The organism is Terrabacter ginsenosidimutans (assembly GCF_039539425.1).
GTDB lineage: Bacteria > Actinomycetota > Actinomycetes > Actinomycetales > Dermatophilaceae > Terrabacter > Terrabacter ginsenosidimutans.
Window position 1 is genome coordinate 245,377 of the sequence record NZ_BAABDC010000005.1, and the last position, 18,962, is coordinate 264,338.

Annotated in this window: 9 protein-coding genes; 4 read left to right on the forward strand and 5 right to left on the reverse strand. The window is 71.8% G+C overall.

Features of this window, described 5'->3' with window-relative positions; genetic code table 11:
* Positions 1-63 precede the first annotated feature (63 nt).
* Positions 64-10,599 (reverse strand): calcium-binding protein, encoded by a 10,536-nt coding sequence (locus ABD831_RS16165; protein ID WP_344948831.1) that lies wholly within the window; start codon positions 10,597-10,599, stop codon positions 64-66.
* Between the two features lie 235 nt (positions 10,600-10,834).
* Between ABD831_RS16165 and ABD831_RS16170 the strand changes: the two genes are divergently transcribed.
* Complete coding sequence (locus tag ABD831_RS16170; protein ID WP_344948833.1) at positions 10,835-11,299, forward strand: SRPBCC family protein; 465 nt, start codon at positions 10,835-10,837, stop codon at positions 11,297-11,299.
* Positions 11,296-11,754, forward strand: coding sequence for a GNAT family N-acetyltransferase (locus ABD831_RS16175; RefSeq protein ID WP_344948836.1), 459 nt, complete (start codon positions 11,296-11,298; stop codon positions 11,752-11,754). Before ABD831_RS16170 ends, ABD831_RS16175 begins: the two co-directional genes overlap by 4 nt.
* A 48-nt stretch (positions 11,755-11,802) precedes the next feature.
* Here the strand turns inward: ABD831_RS16175 and ABD831_RS16180 are convergent, their stop codons facing one another.
* From ABD831_RS16180 to ABD831_RS16190, 3 genes are read right to left on the reverse strand one after another with little or no spacing between them, the layout of a single operon-like run.
* Complete coding sequence (locus ABD831_RS16180) at positions 11,803-13,827, reverse strand: M13 family metallopeptidase (RefSeq protein WP_425582838.1); 2,025 nt, start codon at positions 13,825-13,827, stop codon at positions 11,803-11,805.
* A gap of 43 nt (positions 13,828-13,870) precedes the next feature.
* Positions 13,871-14,461, reverse strand: a complete 591-nt coding sequence (locus tag ABD831_RS16185; RefSeq protein ID WP_344948839.1) for a hypothetical protein — start codon at positions 14,459-14,461, stop codon at positions 13,871-13,873.
* Positions 14,458-15,813: a PspC domain-containing protein gene (locus ABD831_RS16190; RefSeq protein WP_344948842.1), complete on the reverse strand. Its 1,356-nt coding sequence runs from the start codon at positions 15,811-15,813 to the stop codon at positions 14,458-14,460. Before ABD831_RS16190 ends, ABD831_RS16185 begins: the two co-directional genes overlap by 4 nt.
* A 125-nt stretch (positions 15,814-15,938) precedes the next feature.
* Between ABD831_RS16190 and ABD831_RS16195 the strand changes: the two genes are divergently transcribed.
* Both ABD831_RS16195 and ABD831_RS16200 read left to right on the forward strand, forming a co-directional pair.
* Complete coding sequence (locus ABD831_RS16195; RefSeq protein ID WP_344948844.1) at positions 15,939-17,366, forward strand: ATP-binding protein; 1,428 nt, start codon at positions 15,939-15,941, stop codon at positions 17,364-17,366.
* Positions 17,363-18,067 carry a LuxR C-terminal-related transcriptional regulator gene (locus ABD831_RS16200; RefSeq protein ID WP_344948847.1) on the forward strand — a complete coding sequence of 235 codons (705 nt, stop codon included), beginning with the start codon at positions 17,363-17,365 and terminating at the stop codon, positions 18,065-18,067. Before ABD831_RS16195 ends, ABD831_RS16200 begins: the two co-directional genes overlap by 4 nt.
* A 19-nt stretch (positions 18,068-18,086) precedes the next feature.
* Here ABD831_RS16200 and ABD831_RS16205 read toward each other — a convergent pair whose 3' ends face one another.
* Entirely contained in the window at positions 18,087-18,917 is an 831-nt protein-coding gene (locus ABD831_RS16205; protein ID WP_344948850.1) for an alpha/beta fold hydrolase, read from the reverse strand.
* Positions 18,918-18,962 lie beyond the last annotated feature (45 nt).

An 18,962-nucleotide genomic window follows, 5' to 3' on the forward strand; every position in this document is an offset into this window, starting at 1 on the left:
CCGGTTCACGACGGACGCCCCCACCCGGGTCGGGTGGGGGCGTCCGTGCGTGGTGGCGGGCTGTCAGGGCGTGCAGGCCGTCTCGTCGAAGTGACCGGGCGTGCCCGGGTAGGCCGCTCCCGCCCCGTGCTCGGTCTCGCCCGGGTGGACGAGCGCGAGCTCGCGGAAGGCCGACGTCCCTGTCGTCGTCACGTCGGTGGCCGACCGGCCGGCGCTCGTGGCCCAGGCCAGCTGCTGCAGGAAGTCCTGCATCGCGGGAGAGTGCTGACGGACGTCGTTGAAGCCGCCGTAGGCCGCGTTGCAGTGCGAGAACAGGTTGTAGGCGCCGTTCCAGTCGATGAGCCGGTCGCCGGCGTTCGGGCCGTTGGCCGTCACGTCGCCCTGCATGACGTCGCGGTCCCAGCCGCCGTAGATCCAGTCGGTGCCCTGGTGGTGGTTGTCATTGGCGGGATCGGCGTCGTCGGTCCCGGTCATCTCGAACCACAGGCACGGGTCGACCGTCGTGACTGCCTTCTTCGTGCCCGACGTCAGCGGCCAGTCACCGAGCGTGCAGCCGGTGCCCGGCGTGTAGGTGCCGCGCGGACGCAGGTCGAGCAGGTCGGAGCCGAGGACGTCCTGCTTCGCCGGGTCGGACTCGCCCGCACCACCGAAGACGTGGTCGACGAACCGGTCGCCGGTGCCACGCGACGTCGGGTCGAACGCCCCGGCCGTGCGGCAGTCGGGGGTGTTGCCGTCGAGGGCCGCGTCGCAGCCCCGGCCGCCCCACAGCACGTCCTCGCCGTCGTCGCCGAAGACGTCGTCGCCGCCGCTGTCGCCGTTGGCGACGTCGTCGCCGTAGCCGGCGTGGATGGTGTCGTCGTCCGTGCCGCCCCTGATGAGGTCGCGCCCACCCTCGTCCATGCCGTTGTGCGGCATGGGCGTGTCGGTCGAGGAGCCGACCCACTGGTCGCCGTCGACGTCGTGGAGCAGGTCGACCCGGCGGTCGTACGCCGTCCGCGGGAAGCCGGCGAAGCTCTCCTTGGGCGGGCTGTTGAGCGAGCTCGTGAACGCGGCCGGGCTGTCACCCGCGCTGAGGTACTGGTTCACGATGCCGCCGCGATCGCCGACGATGGCGTCCCGACCGCTGTCGCCGGTGAGGCGGTCGTTGCCGAGCTCGCCGTAGAGGTCGTCGTCGCCGGCACCGCCGGAGACGGTGTCGTCACCGTCCTGGCCCCAGATGCCGTCGTTCCCGTCGTCACCCCAGATGACGTCGGCGCCGAAGGCACCGACCACCTCGCACGTCGACTGCGCCGTCGTGCAGAAGCGGGTGCTCGGCCCCGGCAGCGCCGGGTCGTGGGTGCGCGACGCGGTCGCGTCGGCCGGGAGGGGCCCGTCCGGGTAGCGGTCGGCATACGCCTTCTCCGACCGGGCCCCCGCGGAGCCGACGAGCGTGCGCAGGAGGGAGCCGTTGTCGCCGAGGACGACGTCGTCGCCCCCGTTGCCCTCGATGACGTCCGCACCGTCACGGAAGCCGGGCGTCGGCGTTCCGCCGACGATGTCGTCCTGACCCGCTGCCACGCTCGTGCCCCGGAGCAGCGAGGTCGGGCTGGCCGACCCGGGCCACGCGGCGTTCAGCGCCGTCGCCGCCGTCCCGTGCGGGGAGGCCGTGCCGAACGGCAGGTCACCGAAGAGCGCGTCGGCTCCGCCGTTGCCCTGCACGTGGTCGGCCCCGGCGTCACCGGTGATGACGTCGTTGCCGTCCTGCCCCTCGAGCACGTCGACCCCGTCACCGCCGGAGAGGCGGTCGAAGCCGTAGAGCGTCGCGGACGGCGTCGAGAGGAAGCCCGCTCCCGCCGACAGGTCGTACGGCTGGACGACGCGGGGCGTCATCGCGGCGCCCGGCGTGCTGCCGAGACGCACCGTCACCGAGGTGGGTGCCTGACCCGGGACCGGGCGAAGCACCTGACCGTTGTCGCCGAGCACGACGTCGTCGCCGGGGCCGCCGAAGACGGCGTCGTCGGTGTCGGGCTGGCCGGCCGTCGTGGCGCCCGACCCACCCGCCGGCGTCGAGCTGCCGCCGACGAGGTCGTCGTCGCCGAGGTCGCCCTCGACCCAGTCGACGTCCGGGCCGCCCTCGACGTAGTCGTCGCCGGCGTCGCCCTTGAGGCGGTCGGTGCCGCGCTGGCCGAACACGACGTCCTGGTCGTCGCCGCCGAAGACCTGGTCGGCCCCCGAGTTGGCGAGCACCGGGCCGGCGCCGAGGTCGAGGAGCGTGATGCGGTGCGTGGCCGCGAAGCCACGCATCCGCGTGACCGGGGTCGAGTCGGCCGGGCTGACCCCGGACGTCACGACGGCGTTGTCGCCGGTGACGATGTCGGGACCGGCGTCGCCGTAGAGCACGTCGCCGGCATCCGGTCGACCGACGCCCGGGCTCGCCTGCTGGAAGGAGCCACCGACGACCTCGTCCTCGCCGCGGTCTCCGTGGACCACGTCGGAGCCGTTGTTGCCCTCGAGGTGGTCGGCGTCGTCGCCGCCGTTGACGCGGTCGTCTCCGAGGCCGCCGTATGCCGTGTCGTCGCCGGACCCTCCGAAGACCTGGTCGCCGCGACCGGCGTCGACTGACGTCCCGGCGAGGTCGAAGGGGATGGCCGCCGCATCGGCGGACGACGACGGGTCGTCGACCGTGCCGTTGTCGCCGATGAGGATGTCGTCGCCGGTGTCACCGGAGAGGATGTCACCCGCGTCGGCCGGGTCCTTGTCGGTGCGCCCGGACGCGCGGCTGCCGCCGTAGACGAGGTCGTCCCCGTCGCCGCCGCTGGCCCAGTCGGCACCGTCGTTGCCCTCGATGACGTCCGCGGCGTCCTGGCCGTAGAGGACGTCGGCCCCGGCGTTGCCGAAGATCCGGTCGAGTCCCGCGCCTCCGTAGCCGCGGTCCTGCCCGGTGCCGCCCCAGACGGAGTCGGACCCGTCGCCCCCGAAGAGGACGTCGTTGCCCTGCTGGCCGCAGACGAGGTCGTCGCCGCCTCGGGTGTCGACCCGGTCGGCGCCGCCGCCGGCGGAGACGGTGTCGACACCGGCCCCGCCCGTGATGAGGTCGGGCCCGTCGTCGGCGCTCGGGTCGCTGCCGCCCGACGTGCCCTCGGGCACCGGGTCGGACGCGACGGGCGAGCCCGCACGACAGGTCTCGTCGGAGGCCGACGTCACGGTCGCGGCGTCGCGCAGCGTGTCACCGAAGATCGTGGACGGCCCGTCACCGCCGACGACGTGGTCGCTGCCACGGCCACCGACGAGGGTCTTGGGCGAGGGCGCGGTCCCATCGGGCAGCGGCAGGTGCTCGATGTCCCGGGTGTGGCCGAAGGTCACGCCCTCGATCGTCTCGGTGGACCTCAGTCCACCCACCTTGCTCGGCTCGGCCACGACGTAGTCGTCCCCGGGGCCGCCATAGATCGCGTCGGAGCCGTAGCCGCCCACGAGCGCGTCCTCACCGCCGCCACCGAGGATGCGCGCGTGCTCGGACGTGGCCGAGTGGCTCGTCACGACATCCTCCTCCCGGCTGCCGTAGACGACGTCGTTGCCCGACCCCGTCTCGATGACGTTGGGGACCGTCGGCTGCCCGGACGGCGTCGTGAGCGTGTCGGCAGGTCCCGACGCGTCGACGCCGAAGGTCGTCTCGGTCGACGCGAAGATCGTGTCGGGTCCCGTGCCACCCGTGATGGAGTCGCTGCCCCGGCCGCCGATGAGCGTGTTGCCCTTCGAGCGGATGGTCGCACCCGAGCCGTCGAGCCGGTCGGCGGCGACGCCGACCTTGTCGTCGCCGGGGCCGGCGTCGACCCGGTTGCGGCCGAGGCCGACGCTGATGGTGTCAGCTCCGCCGTCGGCCTGCGGCCGCGTCGTCGGGTCGACACTGAGCTGGTCCGGGTCGACGAGGTCGCCGAGGCTGACGGGGGTCTTGCCCGGCCAGTTGGCGTCGTCGACGTCGTTGAGCGTCGCGGAGAAGGCCTTGGTGGGCGAGGGCAGGCTCCCGTCGCCCGTGACGAAGTCGTCGCCCTGTCCGGTCGTGATGGCGTCGTCGCCCTCCCCGCCGGCCACGCGTGCGACCGAGCCGGGAAGGTCCGCGGTGACGATGCGGTCGTCACCGCCGCCGGCGTCGACCCAGGAGTTCCCCGTCCCGGTCTGGATCTGGTCCTTGCCGGGGGTGCCGAAGACGACGGCGTCCTTGTCGAAGGTCCTGAGGTCTCCCGCGCCGCCCGCCGACGACGGGTTGGAGTCCTTCTTGCCGTCGCCGACGAAGCTGACGACGAGCGGTGTCGACGAGCCACGGCCGTCGACGACGACCTTCTCGAGCGTGGGGTCGAGGTACTCACGGCGCTCGCCGAGCATCTGGATCGCGAAGCCGTCGAAGCCCGCGTCGGTGCCGGCGGGGTCGGTCTCCGTCTGGGCGAAGTGCAGCGCCGTCACCTTGACGACGTCCGCCTCGGTGGCGCCGGTGTTGCCCCACGGGGTGCCTCGCTCGGCGTCGGTGCCGAAGCGTCCGGCGAAGACCGTGAGGGTCTTGCCCGAGGTGCCACCGAGCCGCGGCGGTGGTGGGGTGCAGTTGGGTTGCGCCGTGAAGTCGAGCAGCGTGATGTCCGCGAGGTTGATCGAGAAGGACACGCTGAAGGGTGAGAACCCGATGGTCACGTAGAGGCGCAGGAAGAGGCTGAGGCGCCCGGTCGTCGTGAAGAGGCACAGCGGGTTGTTGACCGCCGTGTGGAGGAACTCGCTGACGCGGAACTTCCCGTCGTTGTTGGGGTCGTTCCAGTGGAAGCCGATGGTCAGGTGCAGCCCGCCCTCGATGCCGACGGTGATGATGACGGCCGTGACCGCGGCACCCGCGGCGATCTCGCCGTCGAGCTGGACGACCGGCACGGGCCGGCCCTCGGAGTCCGTCGTCTTGAAGTAGAGACCGTCGAGGAGCTTGACGGCGTCGACGGGGGCGCCCTTCTGGGCTGCCTCGACGGCATACCGGATCCCGGCGGTGTCGAGTCCGGCCATGAAGCGCAGGGTCACCGACGCGGATCCCGACAGCGTCACCATGACCGGCGGTGGGGCGTAGACGGGACCGAACGACTGGCGCCACGTGAAGCCGAGGGTCAGCGGGCCGCTGTCGAACTCGACGAGCGAGACGTCGCTGCCCATGAGGAGGCTGAAGACCGACGACGGGTTGTCGAGGATGGGGAAGGTGAAGCCGGACTTGCTGGCGCTGCCGGCGGCGCCGCCGGCACCGAAGACGTTGCCCTTGCCGCCCTTGCTGTTGAGGGCGGACTTGACGGTGTCCGGGCTGGCCGCGCTCGCGGTCTTGATGAGCGAGGCCGCCGTGCCCGGGGCGAGGCTGCTCGTCGGGGAGACGTCGGTGTCGAGGGCCTTGTCACCGCTCACGGTGAAGCTGCCGATCGGGATGAGGCACGACGGTCCCCCGCCGCCGCAGTCGGGCAGGTTGTTGAGGAGCGTCGTCAGCGCGGCGATCTTGTCGACGAAGTCGAGCTTCGGGCCGCCGGCCAGGGTGTTGAACGTCTTGGCCAGCGTCATGAGGCTCACGTCGCCGCCACCAGCCATCCGGCTGAGGTCGGACAGGACGGGGATCGGGGCGTAGAGCGTGTCGAGCACGGGCTGGAGCGGGCCCGTCACGGACTTGACCTTCTTGAGCACCGGCCCGAGCAGGTTGGACAGGAAGCCCCCCGCGTCGATGGCGACGTCCTTGAACTCGATGGACGGTGCGCCGAGGTGCTTGAGGTCCTGGTTCGTGAACTCCCAGACCATGACGAAGTTCGCCTGGACACCGGGAAGCACCGAGTCGACCGACGCCTTGACGATCCAGTCGGCTTTGATCCTGGCCGTCAGTGAGATGCCGAAGAGCGACGACGCGTCCCCGTCACCGATGTCGGCGACCGTCAGGACCGAGCCGTCGGACTCGGTCGTGTCGCGGGACTTGAGGTCGACGAGGAAGGCGCCGGCGAAGAGCGGCGCGGTGCCGTTCTTCGTGACGTCGATGTCGAGGAACGCGAGCTGGGCCTTCATCGACGCGGGCATGTCGAAGCGGGCGCCGAGGCCGAACTCGGGCGCGGCGGCCCCGTCCTGCCAGGCGTCGTGCGTGTAGATGACGAAGCCCTTGGTCGTGTTGACGCCGGCCTTGAGGTGCAGCTGCAGACCGACGCCGTAGGTGATGGCGTCGGTGTCGCCGGCCTTGAGGGCCAGGCCCGGGATGCCGATGTCGAGCGGCAGCTTCTTGCCGTCGCCGAGGCAGCCGGAGCCCGCGACGCAGCCCTGCTCGGGGGTGACGGTGCCCGCCTTGATGGTGAAGGACAGGGTGATCCCGTTGATGCTCGTCGTCGGGCAGTCGGTGCGGCCCGGCTTCGTGCTCACAGGGGCGTATGCCGTCGCCGTGGCGGTGCCGTCGTCAGTGAAGCTCTGCGCGCTGCCGGAGGCCGCGTCGACGACCTTGACGAGCTCATAGGCGCCACCGTCCTTGCTGCGCAGCACCTTGTACTTCGTCGCGCCCGCAGCCGCCGACCACGAGACGGTGATCGAGTTGCCGCTTCCGAGCGTCGTCCACGACGTCGTCGCCGCGACACTCGCGGCCGACGGGACGGTGTCGCCGTCGGTGCCGGAACCGTCGCCCTGGCTGGCGACGACCTCGTAGCGCCAGGAGGTGGACCCGGTCGTGGACGGCGTGGCGGCAAGGGTCGGTGTGCCGGCCGGCTCGAGCTTGAGCTTGCACTCGTAGTCGACCTTGAGCGTCGTCTTCTCCAGACCAGAGGCGGTGATCGCCTCGGCGAGCTTGTCGTTGACGTAGGTGCGGGCCTCGGCCGGGCTGGCCGGCACGGTGCCGAGCTTGGCCTTGATCTCCGACCGGAGCCGGCCGATGGAGTCGGCGCCCTGCTGGAGGTCCTTGCCGACGAAGGGCAGCTTGCCGTCGAAGGTCGCGAGGCGCATGGCCTGCTCGATCTTCTCGAGGTAGCCGTCGAGACCCGGGCCGATCTGGGTGAAGTCGGCGAAGGCGCTCGCGAAGGCCGCCGACAGGTCGGGCACCTCGAAGCGCTTCGTGGCGGCGTCCGGCGCGGGAAGGGTGCCCGAGAGGGTGGTGAGGTCGGCCGGGTCCGTGGAGTCCGGCAGCCGCAGCGCGATCGTACCGAGGGAGGCCGGCGCGCTGCCCGGCACCACGGCGTAGAGCGGGACCTTGGCGCACACCATGAGCTTCGTCGTCAGGCCCTCGTTGCAGTCGACCGGGCTGTTCGAGGCGTTGAGGCTGGCGTCGAGGCCGGAGAGGAAGGTAGAGAAGCTGACCGGGGTGTCCGGGGTGGCGCTCGCGTCGGAGAGGTCGAGGCTGAGGTCGGCCTTGAGCGACACCTGCTTGGCCACGTCACCGCCGGGGTCTCCGGCCGAGACGGTCAGCGGGCCGATCGTGCCGGCGACGCGTCCGTCGAAGCTCGCGTTGGCCGCGACGCTGACCTTGGAGTCGGCGAGAACCTTGAGCGAGGCTGCGTCCCCGGGTCCGGTCCCGGGCGCGAGGGGCACGACGAGGCCGACGTCGACGCCGCCCTTGACGTGCACCAGGCCCTGGCCGGTGGCGGCCGCCGAGACGAGCGACTGGTCGCCACCGAGGTCGAGGCGCAGCGGGGCGTTGGTCTGGTAGTCGCGCTTCCAGTCGAGGTCGAGCACGACGCTCGGGGTGCCGGCGTCGTCGAGGTAGCGGAAGTGGAGCGCTCCCGTGCCGAGGCGCTGGTCGAGGAACGCGACGAGGTCCTGCATGTTCTGCGGAGGGTGCACCGACATGATGTCGATGGCGTCGTCGAGCGGCGAGCGGAAGGTGTAGGCCGTGTCGTCCGCCGGCTTGGTCGCCCAGTTCTCGCTGAGTGTGACGGTGTCACCCGACACCGACGCGACGACGGCCACCTGGGTGCCGACGACGATCGTGCGTCCGACGAAGGATGCGTCGAACGTGCGGCCGACGTGCTGCATGGTGTTCGCGCCGTAGTTGACGGCGCTGCCGACACCGGAGGAGTCGCGCTGCATGAGGTCGCGCAGCGAGGTGCCGGTGCCGGGGATCTCGCGGCTGTAGATCCCGGACGCGCCGCCGGGCTGGGCCTCGGCGAGCTGGGCGGCGAGGGTCTGCAAGGTCTTGAGCACGATCGCGAAGAGCTCGGCCTGCGAGCCAGGCTTGATGTCGAGCGCGAAGATCCGGCCCAGCCGGCTCACGTCGAGCTGCGGGCCGTCGGCCCCGCTGAGCCGGGTCAGGTCGTTCCACGAGGCGGAGACACCGACGTCGGTGCCGGCGGGCAGGAAGCCGTCGGCCTCGGGGATCGAGGCCTTGAGGTCTGCGGTCGCGCGGACGTTGACGTCGACGTCGAGCAGGTCCCCGGCCTGGCTGGGCCCGGTCGGGCCCGACGTGACGAGCTGGTCGAAGAGCTGGCGCAGGCGGATGTCGTGCTGGGCGTCACCGGCCTGCTTGAGGCCGATGGAGAGCATGTGGCCGGAGCCGGGAGCCGAGCAGTCGGCGGGGGCGGCGCTGTTGCACACCGCGAGATGGCCCTTGAGGCGCACCTGGAAGAAGCCGGCGTTCGCGGTGAAGTCGACGGCGGTGTCGATCGGGAAGTCGGCGGTGAGCAGCGGGCTGCCGGTGCGGATGAGCACGCGGTCGGCGCCGAGGGGCAACGAGGTGACCTGGGTCTTGAACGCGCCGGTCGTCTGCACGAACGGGCAGGCCTCGGTGTTGCCCTCGAAGCCGATGCAGGCGGCGCCGGTGCGGGCGTCCTGGAGGTCGAGCACGAGCGTCAGGTCGGCCGCGAAGGACGGCTTCACGGTGGCGAAGGTCTGGGCGGAGTTGGCGCGCAGGATGCCGCGGCGAGGACCACTGGCGACGGGCTGGTCGGTGAGCCGGTCACCGAAGGTGACGGCGCCGAGCTGCGCCTCGGGCCCGACGATGACGAACGGCGTGCTGGCAGAGGGCTGCCCACCGATCCACGGCCCCGACAGGGTCAGGGCGTTCTTCGTGTTCGAGGCGATCTCGCCCGCGGACGTGCCGGCCATGACCCGCATGCCGGTCCACTGGTTCGCCTGCCATGGCTGGGAGCCGTCGTCGAGCGTCAGCCCGGTGGCCGCATACGTCGCCGAGGGACGTGACGTGCGCGCGCTGCCGGCGTCCATGGCGACACCGGTGGTCGGCGCGGTCTTGACCATCCGCATCCGGAAGACGAGCTTGCTCGTCGTCGGGTCCCAGGCGAGGCCGTCGAGGCCGATGCCGGCCGCGTTGAGCTTGCCGATGAGGTCCTGGAGCGAGTCGAACGTCGGGTTGCCGACGGTCGTCGCGTCGAAACCCGGAGGCGTCGGCTGGTCGGGGTCGGGCTGCTGGACGACGTTGGCCTTGAGGAAGTCGACGAGGACCTGGTTGGCCTTGACGGCATCGGACACGGTGCCGCGCAGGAAGGGCAGGTCGAGGTTTCCGGTCGTCGGGAGCGGTCCGGCCCCGTCGGGGTCGAACTTCGCCTGCTGGATGCCGGTGAGGGCGACCGCGACCTGCGCGAGGCCGTCGGCCAGGTCGCGCAGGCTCATGTTCTGGAACTTGCCGACGAGCCCGGCGAGCGTCGGGGCCGTGACGGTGGGCACACCCGTGGAGATGTTCGGCCACGCCACCGACACGTCAGCGGCGATGTTGCTCGGGAAGCTCACCCCCGCAAGGCCGCTCGTGTCCGCAGCGACCGAGAGGGTTCCCGTCACGGAGCCCGGGGTCCCCGGGTCGGACGGTGAGCCGGTCGGGTCGAGGACTGCCGACACGAGCCCCGCGAGGGAGCCGTCGGCGGCGAGCTCACCGTCGCCCACGCCGGCCGCGTCGAAGGCGAGGACACCGTCGTTGTTCGGGTCGTTGACGCGGGCGTAGGCGTGAGCCCGGACGGTGAAGTCCGTGCTGCTCAGCGTGACGCCGAGGATGCCGACCGCCGCCTTGGCGGCGCCGGAGAGCCGTGCAGTGACGTCGACGTCCAGGCGTGCCGCGTGTCCCGCATCGCTCGCGAGGTAGACGCGGTTGGTGGTGGGGCCCGTCCAGACGACCCACAACGACAGCGTTGCCTCGACGGTCGCCGTGACGCCCTTCGGCGAGCTCAGCTCGACCTTCGGGCTCGTCGAGCTGAGGGCGAGGGACTGCTGGGCCGCGGTCCGGGTCACGACGAGGTTGACGTGAACCCGCTTGCCGTCGCCGAGGTCGTCGACCGACACGTCGAGCGTGCCCTGGCGGCCCGCAGGAAGTGAGACCGGCTCGGCCGACGTCGCGAGGTCGGCCCACGTGGTCGTGCCGGCGAGGGCCGTGGCCACGCCCTTCTCGACGAGGTCGTCGACGCCGGCGAGGCCGCCGGGGCTCGCGGACACGAAGGGAATCGGCTTCCCCAGGGCGCCGACCCCGGCGAGCCCCGTGGTCCAGGCGGCAAGGTTCCGAGTGCCTCCGCTCCCGCCGAGCAACGCGACGACACGGTCCACCCCGGGATCCGGGTCAGCGGCATACGCCGGCGACTGCCCGGCGAGCGCTCCGACGACGACGAGGAGCGAGGTGAGACCGGCTCCGAGGGCACGACGAATCGACTTGCGCACCATGATTCTCCCCATGAGGGGCGCGCCGTGTGCCCGTTCCCTGCGCGAGCCGTGTCCGCCACGCCATCCTTCGGCTCAAGGTAGTGAGGTTCACGTCACACGTCCGGCGAATCGTCCTAAATCTCACTGATCAGGTGATAGCGGGACAGGTGGGACTCATGGGACCGGCCCGGAAAGGCGAGAGGCCGACCACCATGTCGCGCAACGCCGCCGAGGGTTGCGGTGGCAGGATGCGGCCATGGCCGACAAGAGCTTCCACATCAGCCGCGAGACGATGATCGCCGCTCCCCCGGAGCGGGTCCACGCTCTCGTCAACGACTTCCACGAGTGGCAGGCGTGGTCTCCGTGGGAGGGCCTCGACCCCGCGATGGAGCGCACCTACGCCGGTTCCGCCACCGGTGTCGGTGCCGTCTACGCCTGGCGCGGCAACAGCAAGGCGGGCGAGGGCCGCATGGAGATCCTCGAGTCCGCGCCGCAGCACGTCGCGGTCGACCTCCTCTTCGCGGCTCCGATGAAGGCCCACAACCGCGTCGACTTCACCCTGACACCGACCGCTGACGGGACCCATGTCGAGTGGGCCATGACCGGCCCGCAGAACGTCGTCATGCGCCTCATGAGCAAGTTCTGGTCGATGGAGAAGCTCGTCGGGCCGGACTTCGAGAGGGGTCTCGCGCAGCTCAAGACCACCGCCGAGAACACATGAGCGCGTTGGTCATCCGGCCCGCGACCCGTGACGACGTGGCCGCGATCGTGGCCTTGCTCGCCGACGACCCGCTCGGCGCGGCACGCGAGGAGCCGGACGACCCGGGGACGTACGACGCGGCATACGACCGGGTGGTGGCCGACCCAGGACAGCACCTGGTCGTCGCAGAACGGGACGGCTCCGTGGTGGGGACGCTGCAGCTCAGCGTCATCCCCGGGCTGTCCCGGCGGGGTGCCACCCGCTCGATCATCGAGGGTGTCCGTGTCGCCCGGGACGAGCGCGGCGCGGGCCTCGGTACCGAGCTCATCACCTGGGCGGTCGAGGAGTCCCGGCGTCTCGGCGCCACGCTGGTGCAGCTGACGAGCGATGCGAGCCGTACCGATGCCCGACGCTTCTACGAACGGCTCGGCTTCGTGGCGTCCCACGTCGGTTTCAAGCTGCCGCTGGGCGACTGACCCCGCAAGCGGATGCCCGCGGGGTCGGTGCCGTGCCCGTGGCCGGCGTCAGAAGATCCGGACCCGCTGGTCCTCGTCGAGCCACATGGCGTCTTCGGGCTCGACCGCGAAGGCCTCGTGGAACTCGGTCAGGTTGCGCACGGCGTTGCCCCGTACGTCCTGCGGCGAGTGCGGGTCGATGGCGAGGAGGCGGATGGCCTCGGCCTCGCGGGCCTTGCCGCACCACACCTGCGCCCACCCGATGAAGAAGCGCTGCGGCCCGGTGAAACCGTCGATCTCGGGCATGCCGTCACCCTCCGTCGCGATGCGGTAGGCGGAGTAGCCGATCTGCAGACCACCGAGGTCACCGATGTTCTCGCCGACGGTCAGACCGCCGTTGACCTTGTGGTCCTCGGACAGGCCGGCGGGGGTGAAGGCGCTGAACTGCTCGATGAGCCGCTGTGACAGTGTGTCGAACCGCTCGCGGTCGGCTTCGGTCCACCAGTCGCGCAGCGCGCCGGTGCCGTCGTAGCGCGAGCCCTGGTCGTCGAAGCCGTGACCGAGCTCGTGGCCGATCACCGCGCCGATGCCGCCGTAGTTGACGGCATCGTCGGCCTCGAGGTCGAAGAACGGCGGCTGCAGGATCGCGGCCGGGAAGACGATCTCGTTCATCGACGGCATGTAGTAGGCGTTGACCGTCTGGGGCAGCATGAACCACTCGCTGCGGTCGATCGGGCGCCCGATCTTCGCAAGGTTGCGGTCGACCTCGAAGGCCGTGCTGCGTCGGACGTTGCCGACGAGGTCGTCCGGGTCGATCTCGATGGCTGAGTAGTCGCGCCACACGTCGGGGTAGCCGATCTTGGGCGTGAAGGCGTCGAGCTTGTCGAGTGCCTGCGCTCGGGTGTCGGTGCCCATCCACTCGAGCGACGAGAACGACCGACGGAAGGCCTCGACGAGGTTGGCGACGAGCTCCTGCATGCGCGCCTTGGCTGCCGGCGGGAACCAGCGCTCGGCGTAGAGCTGGCCGACGGCCTCGCCCACGCACGCCTCGACGACGGACACCCCGCGCTTCCAGCGCTCCTTGTTCTCCGGCTGGCCCGAGAGGGTGCGGCCGTGGAAGTCGAAGTCCTCGTCGACGAAGGACTGCGGCAGCACGGTCGCGAACTCCGACAGGACGTGCCACGTCAGCCAGGAGCGCCAGTCGGCGATGTCGGTGGACTGGAGCGCGTCCCCGAGCGCGGTGACGAAGCTCGGCTGTCGGACGATGACCTTGCCGAACGAACCGTCCGGCGCTTGGAGGCCGGACAGCCAGGCGTCCCAAGGGAACTGGGGCGCGAGAACCTTGACCTCGTCGAGGGTGTGCGCGTTGTAGGTCTTGATGGCGTCGCGGTTGCTGACGTTGTCCCAGTGCGAGGCAGCGAGCAGCGTCTCGAGCGCCATGATGCTCGTGGCCTTCGACTCTGCGTCGGGAATGCCGGCCAGACCGAGCAGGCGCCCGATGTGGGCGACGTAGGCCGACCGGATGTCGGCGTACTTGTCCTCGCGGTAGTAGGACTCGTCGGGAAGCCCGAGGCCGCCCTGCTCGAGGAAGACGACGTAGTCCTCCGGCGAGCGCTCGTCGGGCGAGACGAACTGCTGCAGGACGCCCGCGACACCGTCACGCGCGAGACGTCCGAGCGCCGCGCCGAGGGACTCGACGCTGTCGATGGCAGCCACCTCCGACAGCACGGGCTGCAGCGGGACGAGACCCAGCTCCTCGATGCGGTCCGTGTCCATGAAGCTCGCGTAGAGGTCGCCGACCTGTTGCTTCGGGGTGCGCACGGCACCGTCCCCGGCACCCGCCGCCTCCTCGATGAGGTCGCGGACCCGCGCCGTCGACTCCTCACGCAGGATGTCGAAGGTGCCGAACCGGGCCCGGTCGTCCGGGATCTCCGTCGTGTCGAGCCACGTCCCGTTGACGAACCTGAAGAGGTCGTCCTGGGGTCGGGTCGACCGGTCGAGGGCCTCGAGGCTGATGCCGGACTTGCTGAGCACGTTGTCTCCCCACTGCGAGTGCCGGACCTGACCGGCGAGCGTGTTCCCGAGCCTAGTCACGGGTGGGGACGGTCGGCGCGGCGACCGTCCGAGCCCGCCCGGCTCAGCGACGCAGCCGCCCCGCGACGACACCCGCCAGCCCGACGAGGAGCAGCATGCCGCCGAACGCGCCGATCATCGTCGGGCCGGCCATCCGGAAGCTGAGGTCCGCGTCGGTGAGGTTGGCCACGAGGACGTAGGCCGCCACGAGGATCGACAGCAGCCCGAGCATGATCGTCGCCGGGCGCGGGCCCTTGTGGACCGTGACGAGTGCCGGGCGCGGAGCGGGCTGCTGGACGGGCCACGCCGGCTGGTTCGGCTGGTTCGGCGGCGGCAGGTGCGGCAGGAGGGACCCCTCGCCGACCGCGTCGTCGGGCACCGGGGTGGCCGGCTCGACCCGGAAGGGCGTCGCCGCCGGGAGGGTCTGCGTCGACGAGGCGGGGATGGCTGTCGTCTCCGCCGGCTCCGGGACGGGGTCCGTCGCGGGCGCGGTCATCGGGTCCGCGGTGGGGTCCGCGGTCGGGTCACGGAACTCCGGCGCCCGGTCGGGTCGGTCGTTGCTGCTCATGTCGCTCGTCTCCGCTGCGTTGCTCGTGGGTTCGTTCGTGGGTTCGTTCGTGGGGTGGCTCGTCGGGTCGTCCTGGCCGGTGCTCATGACGCCCTCGCCGTCGTGATCTTGATCTGGCCGACGCCGACCTCGGCGTTGACGACGATCTCGGGGGCGGACGTGCTCGTCCCGAACGTCACCGTCTGCTGCCAGTTCGCGCCCTCGTGCTGGAGCTGGTCGGGCCCCAGACGCCGCATGCCGTCGCCGGCCACCGTCGGGCCCGTCGCAATGATCTCGCCGGCCCGCGCCTTGGCGTTGACGACCACGCTGACGCCCTCGGGGACGACGAGGTCGAGCTCGCCGACGCCCATCGTGGTCGTCACGGTGTCCTGGCCCGTCGTGCCCTGCCAGTTCGCGTCGCGCAGGTCGACCCTCAGCTGGCCGAGGCCGAGCTCAAACTCGGGCGCCGGCGTCATCGAGGTCACGGTGTAGCTGCGGTCGCCCACCTGCCAGGGCTGTGAGAGCCCCATCGGGGCAGCGGTCGTGGCGGCGGCGGCGATCATCCCGGTCACGGCGAAGAAGGCGAGGCCGCCCGACCTGCGACCGGCGATGCCGGCGATGAGGATGCCGAGGCCGAGCATGCCCAGCCCGGAGGCGATTCCGGTCGCGACGTGGTTGCCGGACCAGCCGGCGGCCTGCGCGACCGACGACATGACGACGCCGGTGACGATGGCGAGACCGAGGACGAGGAGCCCGCCGGCGAAGCCGATCGCTGGGGTCCGCTCCCGGACCGGGGTCGGGGCGGGCGGCCGGGGGGCGGCGAGCGTCGCGCCGGCGTTGGCCGCCGCATTGCCCGTCGAGCCGTAGGCCGTCGTGGGAGGTGGCATCGAGGGGGTTGCGCCGGTGCCGGGCTGCGTGAACGGCTCACCGGTCACGGGGTCGACGGCGCTCGTGGCGCCGGTCGAGGCCGCCGCGGTGGCGCCCTGGCCCTTCCACGGCGCGGACGCCATGAGCTCACGGCCGGTGCCGGTGCGCGTCAGGAACCACCAGGCCCCGACGACGAGGAGCACGAACCCGAAGAAGCGGAAGCCGCGGCTGTCGCCACCCCACCAGGGGCCGCCGCCGAGGACGGCCATCACCGTGACGACGAGCAGGAAGATCGAGCTGCCCTCGCCGTACTTGAGGGCCCGCTCGACGTGGATCTCCCCGCGCTCGTCGGGCATCAGCAGCCACAGCACGAGGTAGAGGGCGAGCCCCATCCCGAAGAAGATCGAGAAGAGGATGAAACCCGCACGCACGACGAGCGGGTCGACGCCGAGCCACCGGGCCACGCCGGCGGCGACGCCGGCGAACCAGCGGCCGTTCGACTGGCGCACGATCCCCGGGCGTCGCAGCGCGGTGTACAGGCCCTCGAGGCCGTGGCCCTGCCCCTGACCAGGGGCGTCATTGCTTTTCGTCATGCCATCAGACTGGCGCTCCAGCCCTCGCCCAGCCATGAGGGTCGACCCTGAGCGCACCCTGACGCGACCCCCAAAGAGGGTCCGGACGGTCGCCCCGACCCACCGCGGTGGGCGAGTATGGGACGGTGCAGACGGCATACGAGAACGGAACGGGACCCACGGGGCCCTCGGGGGGACCCACGTGGCGGACGACGCCGCGGCCCCCACTCGTGCGCCAGCGGCAGGGCAAGGTCATCGCCGGGGTCGCCAAGGGTCTCGCCGACCACCTCGGGATCCCTGTCGTCGCGGTCCGCGTCGCGCTGGTCCTGACGAGCATCCCCTTCGGCGCCGGCCTCGCGGTCTACGTCTTCCTGTGGGCCACGATGCGCGAGGTCGGCGATGTCGACCCTGCAGCACCCCTCCCACCTCCGGTCACGGTGGGGACGTCGCCCAACGGGACGGCGACCACCCGGCACCACGTCGACCTCGCGAGCCTGCGCACCTGGCTGCGCAGCGGCAACCAGGCCGTGCTCATCACCCTCCTCGGTGTCGCGGCCCTCGCCGTCGCCGGCGCCCTGTGGTTCGGCAGCGCCGGCCTCGACGTGCACGCCGAGGTGATCCTGCCCGTCGTCGCCATCGTCATCGGCGCGATCTTCTTCTGGTCCCAGCTCGACGACACCGACACCCTCGGCGCGCGTCGCCCGGTCCGCTGGATCTGGCTCGTCGTCGGTCTCGGCCTCACCATCCTCGGCCTCGTCGGCCTGCTCGTGCGGGGCACCAACCTCACCGAGCTGTGGCAGGTCGCGGGAGCCGTGCTCGCGGCGCTCGTCGGTGTCGCCGTCCTGTCGGCGCCGTGGATCCTGCGGCTCTGGAGCAACCTGCGGCTCGAGCAGGCCGCGCGAATCCGTGCCACCGAGCGGGCCGACATCGCGGCCCACCTGCACGACTCGGTGCTCCAGACGCTGGCGCTCATCCAGCGGCAGTCCGGTGATGCCGCCGCCGTGGCCCGGCTGGCCCGCGCCCAGGAGCGCCAGCTGCGCAGCTACCTCTACGACGAGGACGCGCGCGCCGGCACGCTCGGCGCAGCCCTGACCGCCGCCATGGGCGAGGTCGAGGACCTCCACGGCGTGCCCGTGCAGCTCGTCGTCACCGGCGACCGGCCGATGGACGAGCACCTCGACGCACTCGTCAAGGCCGTGCGTGAGGCCACGTGGAACGCCGTGCGGCACGCGAGCCCGCCCGTCAGCACCTACGTCGAGGTCGGGCCCGACGCCGTCGAGGCGTTCGTGCGCGACCACGGCGCGGGCTTCGACCTCGACACGGTCCCCGACGACCGTGCCGGCGTGCGCGAGTCGATCATCGGGCGCATGGAGCGCCACGGCGGCACGGCCCGCATCCGGCGCCGCGCCGACGGCACGGAGGTGGAGCTGCGCCTGCCGGTCAGCCAGCCGCACGAGCCGGAGCAGCCCTCCCCCGCCGCGTCCCCCAGCCCCGCCGCGTCCCCCAGCCCCGCCACCCAGAGCACGACCGCCGGCGGCACGCCGGACCCCCAGACCCAGGAGCAGGCTTCATGACCGACCCGCGGACCATCCGCATCGTCATCGTCGACGACCACCACATGTTCCGAACCGGCGTGCGCGCCGAGCTGACCTCGCTCGCGGCGACGCCGCGGGCCGGCGCGTTCACGCTCGAGATCGCCGGCGAGGCCGGTGCGGTCGAGTCGGCCGTGCAAGTCATCAAGGAGCAGCAGCCCGACGTCGTGCTCCTCGACGTCCACCTCCCCGGTGGCGACGGTCACGGCGGGGCCGACGTCATCCGCGCCTGCGCCGGCGTCCAGTCGCGCGCCGGGGTGCCGGTGCGCTTCCTCGCCCTGTCGGTGTCGGACGCCGCCGAGGACGTCATCGCCGTCATCCGGGCGGGCGCCCGGGGCTACGTCACCAAGACGATCAACGCCGAGGAGCTGCTCACCGCGATCGGACGCGTGGCCGACGGCGACGCCGTCTTCAGCCCGCGCCTGGCCGGCTTCGTGCTCGATGCGTTCGGGGCGGCCGCCGGCGAGGTCGCCGAGATCGACGAGGAGCTCGACCGGCTCTCGGCGCGCGAGCGCGAGGTGATGCGCCTCATCGCGCGCGGCTACCAGTACAAGGAGGTCGCCAAGGAGCTCTTCATCTCCGTGAAGACCGTCGAGACCCACGTCAGCTCGGTCCTGCGCAAGCTCCAGCTCAGCTCCCGCCACGAGCTGACGGCCTGGGCCATGGGGCGCCGCCTCCTCTGACGCGGGGCATCTGGCGGCGTCAGGCGGGTGAGTGCAGGAAGCGTCGCAGCGCGGTGACGATGATCTCGGGGGCGTCGGTGTGCACCCAGTGCCCGGCGCCCTTGATCGTGAAGAGCCGCGTCCGCGGGAAGTGCCGGCGCATGCGGTCGCCGTCCTCGCGCGTGACGTAGCGCGAGTCCCCGCCGGCGATCCACAGCACGGGCCCGTCGTAGGCCGGGAGCTCGTCGACGGCATCGGGCCAGTCCGCGATGTGCGAGTCGACCCCGAGGGCGGCGTCCCGGGCGATGAGGTCGAGGTTGACCTGCCAGCGCCAGCCCTGGCCCTCGCGGCGAAGGTTCTGCAGCAGGAACGCCTTGACGCCCGGGTCCGGCTCGGTGAACCGGGCCTCGGCGTCGCCGCGGCTCGCCAGCTCGCCGAGCGGCAGGCTCTGCATCTCGCGGATGTAGCCCTCGAACCGCTCGAGCGAGCCGTAGCCCTTGGGGGCGATGTCGACGACGACGAGCCGGTCGACGAGCTCGGGGTGGCGCAACGCCAGCACCATGGCGACCTTGCCCCCGAGCGAGTGGCCGACGACCGCCCACCGCTCCCCCTCACCGGCGTCGCGCAGGGTCGCGGCCACGGCGTCGGCGTACGCGTCGAGCGAGAACTCCGGCGACCACGGTGACCGGCCGTGGTCGGGGAGGTCGACGAGCAGGCAGCGTGCCTCCGCGCCCTCGGGGCCGCTGACCGACTTGGCGATCTGGTTCCAGTTGCGGCCCTGGCCGAAGAGCCCGTGCAGAAAGGCGATCCGCGGGCCCGCGGTGCCGACGGACAGGGTGCTGAGCGAAGCCTGGTCGGGAGCCGACGTCATGACCCGGAGCCTACGCGGCAGGCCGCCTCACGCCGATCCCGGTCG